Annotated in this window: 7 protein-coding genes; all 7 read left to right on the top strand. The window is 28.1% G+C overall.

Features of this window, described 5'->3' with window-relative positions:
* Window positions 1–643 (top strand): DUF547 domain-containing protein (locus WBG30_RS04565; protein ID WP_424503458.1); only part of this gene is annotated, 643 nt, incomplete at its 5' end.
* 110 nt (window positions 644–753) lie between these two features.
* Window positions 754–963: a 50S ribosomal protein L31 gene (rpmE, locus tag WBG30_RS04560; protein WP_028856419.1), complete on the top strand. Its 210-nt coding sequence runs from the start codon at window positions 754–756 to the stop codon at window positions 961–963.
* Between the two features lie 73 nt (window positions 964–1,036).
* The gene (gene upp, locus WBG30_RS04555; RefSeq protein WP_424503457.1) at window positions 1,037–1,660 is read left to right on the top strand and encodes a uracil phosphoribosyltransferase; all 624 of its coding nucleotides are present in this window, start codon (window positions 1,037–1,039) and stop codon (window positions 1,658–1,660) included.
* 223 nt (window positions 1,661–1,883) lie between these two features.
* Entirely contained in the window at window positions 1,884–2,468 is a 585-nt protein-coding gene (locus WBG30_RS04550) for an FMN-dependent NADH-azoreductase (RefSeq protein ID WP_424503456.1), read from the top strand.
* Between the two features lie 21 nt (window positions 2,469–2,489).
* Complete coding sequence (locus tag WBG30_RS04545) at window positions 2,490–3,476, top strand: hypothetical protein (RefSeq protein ID WP_424503455.1); 987 nt, start codon at window positions 2,490–2,492, stop codon at window positions 3,474–3,476.
* Window positions 3,436–3,924 carry a DUF2147 domain-containing protein gene (locus WBG30_RS04540; protein ID WP_424503454.1) on the top strand — a complete coding sequence of 163 codons (489 nt, stop codon included), beginning with the start codon at window positions 3,436–3,438 and terminating at the stop codon, window positions 3,922–3,924. The genes WBG30_RS04545 and WBG30_RS04540 overlap by 41 nt, the downstream gene beginning before the upstream one ends.
* The coding region (locus WBG30_RS04535) for a methyltransferase domain-containing protein (RefSeq protein WP_424503453.1) at window positions 3,911–4,183 on the top strand (273 nt) is incomplete at its 3' end. The genes WBG30_RS04540 and WBG30_RS04535, both read left to right, overlap by 14 nt.

Here is a 4,183-nt window from a genome sequence, read left to right as displayed (position 1 = left end):
TTTGGATACCTGGGATGAACTGTTACAAAAATATACGTCTATTGGAAAAAAAGATGGAATAACTTTGGTAGTAGTAGATTATAGGGGATTAAAGCAAGATGTTAAGTTTGAAAAATTGCTAGAAGAGGTAAGGAAAGTAGACATAAAAAAAATAAAAGGAGATGAATTAAAAGCATTTTGGATAAATGTTTATAATATAGGAGCAGTTAAGATGATTGTGGATAACTATCCTATAGATGGGATTAAAGATGCAGGCTCGCTGTTTAAATCGGTTTGGAGTAAAGATATTATAGAGATAGATGATAAACTCTATTCTTTAGGAGAGATAGAAAATTCGATTTTGAGAAAAAGTGGAGATGAGCTTATTCATTTTGCCATAGTATGTGCATCAATATCGTGTCCAGATCTAAAGAGAACTGCCTATCGTGTAGAAAGTTTAGACAGGGAGCTTTTGGAGCAAAAATTAAAATTTTTAGACCAAAAAAATAAAGGGATGGATAGTGTAGAAAATGTTATATATCTATCTAAAATTTTTAAATGGTATAAGGATGATTTTGGAGATATAAGAAAATATTTAGATATTTCTCAGGATAAAAAAATAAAATACTTTGATTATAATTGGAAATTAAATGAGATGGAATGATGAAAAATTGTCAAGTAATTTAAATTTACAAAAACACTTGAATTTATGTGGTTTTTCTGATATAATTACTCTCGTGAATAAAAAATTTTTTATAAAGGAAGGTGACTAGAATGAAAAAAGGTATTCATCCTGATTATCACTTAATTAACGTTGAGTGTTCATGTGGAAACAAATTTGAAACTAGATCAACATATACAAAAGAAACTTTAAATGTAGCTGTTTGTTCTGAGTGTCATCCATTCTATACAGGTAAGGCGAAATTCGTTGATGCTGCTGGTAGAGTAGATAAGTTTAACAAAAGATACAATCTTAAGAAGTAATAAAAGTGGGACTTTTTTTAAAGTCCTATTTTTTTAGGGAAAAATAAAGTATTAAAAAATTAGGAGGAAAAAAATGTCAGTAATAGAAATTAATCACCCATTAGTACAACATAAATTAACTTTACTTAGAAATAAAGATGCAGAAACAAAATTATTCAGAGAAACTTTAACAGAAATAGCAGGTCTAATGACTTATGAAGCTACAAAGGATTTCAAATTAAAGGATGTAGAAGTAGAAACTCCTATAATGAAGACAACTGCTAAAGCCTTAGCTGATAAGGTGGCTGTAGTTCCTATTTTAAGAGCAGGATTAGGAATGGTAGAAGGAGTTACCACATTTATTCCAACGGCTAAGATAGGGCATATAGGAGTATACAGAGATGAAGAAACGTTACAACCAGTATATTACTACTGTAAATTACCAGAAAATATAGCTGATATGAAAGTTTTATTAGTAGATCCAATGCTTGCTACGGGTGGGTCAGCAATCTATTCAATTGATTATCTTAAAGAAGCAGGTGTAAAAGATATTTCATTTATGTGTATCATAGCAGCTCCTGAAGGGATTGCAAAAGTAATTGAAAAGCATCCTGATGTAGATATTTTTGTAGGTAAAATGGATCAAGGACTAGATGAAAATTCATATATCTATCCAGGATTAGGAGATTGTGGAGATAGAATATTTGGAACTAAGTAATAAAAATTAGGTGTAAATAAAGGTATAATAAAATAATTGAAAAGGATTTTCCAACTGGAAAATCCTTTTTTAGGCTCCATTATGAAATTTAATAAAACTAATGTTATAATATATTTATTATACATAATAAAAATTAGGATATTAAAATAATGTAAAACTTTCATTGAATTTTCATTAATGAAGGTTATCATATGGTATATAAAAAACAATAAGGGGTGATTGCGTGAAAGTATTGTATATAAAAGCAAGTCCAAAACCAAAAAATGAGTCTATCTCTCATAGAATTGCGGAAGTGTTTATAGAGGAATATATAAAAAATAATCCAGAGGATATAGTAACTGAATTAGACCTCTATGATGAAGGGTGTCAATATGTAGATTATAAGATTCTATGTGATTCTTTTGAAAAAAAAGGTGTTATGGTAGAAACTGCCAAAAATTTTATTGAATATGATAAATTTATAATTAGTTCTCCTATGTGGAACCTTTCAATCCCTGCAATTTTAAAATCTTATATAGATCTTATTGCTGTAAAAGGAATTACATTTAAATATAGTAAGTTAGGAATGCCTATTGGTCTTATGAAAGGGAAAAAAGCATTTTATTTAGGATCAAGAGGAGGAGCATATCCATTTCCACTTTCTTTAATTGCACTTGATATAAAATATGTAAAATTTATATTTAAATTTATAGGAATAAAAAACTTTAAAAGTTTCATCCTTGAAAATGTAGATAAATTACCAGAAAAAACAAAACAAAATTTTGAAAAAAATCTAGAAAAAGTAAGAAAAGCATCGAAGAAATTTTAATTGAAAGAAAAGGAGGGAAAAGTGCATAAAACAGGTAAATTTATAAAACAGCTTTTAAAATCAAACAAGATATATAACACAGTAGTAAAAAATATAAAAAAAGATCTTTATGAACTATCTTTTTTTGAGAACATAGAGGTAGAGGAAGAAAATTTAAAAGAAAATTTTAAAAGAAATTTTTTCTCTATATTTATGCTAAGTTTAATAGACTTTTTAGAAGCGGAAAAAGAAGATATCGTTAAATATGGAAAATGTTTATTTTATCTTAGAGGAATAATAACCTGTACAGATAATATTATAGATGATGAAAGTAAAGGTGTTATATTTTTAAATGGAATAGAGGAGAAAACAACTGAAAATACTCTGCTGACTCTGTTGCTTCAAAAAAATCTAGAAAAAATAATCTTTGATTTGGATAAAAAAAACAAAGGGATAAGTAATAAAGTACTTGAAAGTATATATTTGATAGCTAAAAGTGAAGGGTTGAGAGATCGATCTATATACGAGAGCTATCCATCATATAATTCTATTTCTCATGATATTCATAGTGGAATTGGCGGAGAACTATTAAAAATAGGTATTCTTGTGCCACTATATATGGAAAAAAATGATAAATTTAAGGAGATATCAAAGGCACTATATAATCTAGGAATGTCTTTACAAGGATTAGATGACCTTTGTGATATGAAAGAAGACTTTTTAGCTAAAAAGATAAACTTGGCTACTTCGTTTTTTATGGATAAACTAGAGATAGATGAAGAGAAGGCCGTTAATTTGAATATTTTAGATACACCTACTACAGAGGAATATTTAAAAGGAATTATTGATTATTCTATGGAAAGTTTTAGTATCTTAGAAAAAATAGGTTACCCAATTAATAAAAAAATAGGTATGAAATTATTATTTCATCTATTTAAAATAAGGGGATTAGAAGATCTTTGGAGTATTTATAAAGAGGAGGAAGAAAATGAAAAAAATAGTTTTGGGGTTTATGCTTTTAATAAGTAGTTTAACATTTGCACAAAGTGGGTATACAGGATATTGGATGATGCCAGAAGGAAAGTTTATTATACATATCCAAGAGAATGAAAATAAAGAGTTTATAGGTCAAGTTGCATGGTTAAAAGATCTTTACTATCCTAAAGGAGATAAGATGGAAGGGGTAGAGCAATACGATAGAAATAATCCTGATAAAACTTTGAGAGTAGAAAGTAGAAAAGTTATGGGACTGCCAGTTGTAGGAAAATTATTTAAAAAAGACGGTAAATTACAAGGTGGATGGATCTATGATTCTTGGAATGGAAAGTTGTATTATGGGAGTGCTAAATTATTGGATGAAAATACTTTAAAGCTGAGAGGGTCGTTTGACAAGTGGGGAATTTTAGGGTTGACTCAAAAAGCTAAAAGGGTAGTGGATTTAGAAAAATATGGGATAAAAACTAATGGAAAAGAATAGTTATAGTGAGAAATCTAAGATTTTTTTTGATAAAGTTGCCCATACTAATTATGGTAATTCAGAGAAATTAGATAGATATATACTAAAAAATATAGATATAAAAGACGATACAACTGTACTTGATTTAGGATGTGGAGATGGTAGATTTTTAAAGAAATTAAGAGGTTTAAATTCAAATAATCTTCTTTATGGATTGGATATATCTGAAAAAATGCTGGAGATAGCCAGTTCTAAGAAGATTAAAAAGTGTCAGCTAAGT

It is taken from the genome of Psychrilyobacter sp., from assembly GCF_049671765.1.
In the GTDB taxonomy this organism is placed as follows: domain Bacteria; phylum Fusobacteriota; class Fusobacteriia; order Fusobacteriales; family Fusobacteriaceae; genus Psychrilyobacter.
This window is presented reverse-complemented; position numbering and strand designations above follow the sequence as displayed.

What these genes read in the sequence shown, in the direction of transcription:
- upp (WP_424503457.1), top strand. Translation starts at nt 1,037, where the DNA reads ATGTCAGTAATAGAAATTAATCACCCATTAGTACAACATAAATTAACT.
- rpmE (WP_028856419.1), top strand. Translation starts at nt 754, where the DNA reads ATGAAAAAAGGTATTCATCCTGATTATCACTTAATTAACGTTGAGTGT.
- WBG30_RS04540 (WP_424503454.1), top strand. Translation starts at nt 3,436, where the DNA reads ATGAAAAAAATAGTTTTGGGGTTTATGCTTTTAATAAGTAGTTTAACA.